1 protein-coding gene is annotated in these 243 nt (G+C 58.0%); it reads right to left on the bottom strand.

The window, feature by feature from the left end; genetic code table 11:
- Window positions 1–196: hypothetical protein (locus tag HK25_RS12890; RefSeq protein WP_143296014.1), on the bottom strand; the 196-nt coding region annotated here is incomplete at its 3' end.
- Window positions 197–243: the final 47 nt, after the last annotated feature.

Here is a 243-nt window from a genome sequence, read left to right as displayed (position 1 = left end):
CTACAGCCACATACACCCCGTCAGGTGCAACCACTTCAACAACTATAGCCCTTGGTGATCTGGCGGCATCAGTCGCGTCTAACACCACGGCAGTTGCAGCAGCCGCCACTAGCGCATCAGCAGCAGTCACAACGGCTAATGCTGCCAGCTCAGCAGCAACGACAGCCTCAAGTGCAGCCGCTACCGCACTTACCACGGCAAACGCTGCCGTGCCATCGTCTCAGATACTGGATTCCAGTGGGA

It is taken from the genome of Acetobacter sp. DsW_059, assembly GCF_002153695.1.
Taxonomy (GTDB): domain Bacteria; phylum Pseudomonadota; class Alphaproteobacteria; order Acetobacterales; family Acetobacteraceae; genus Acetobacter; species Acetobacter thailandicus.
Note: the sequence above shows the minus strand (reverse complement) of the source record. Positions and strands in the feature narration are given on the sequence as shown.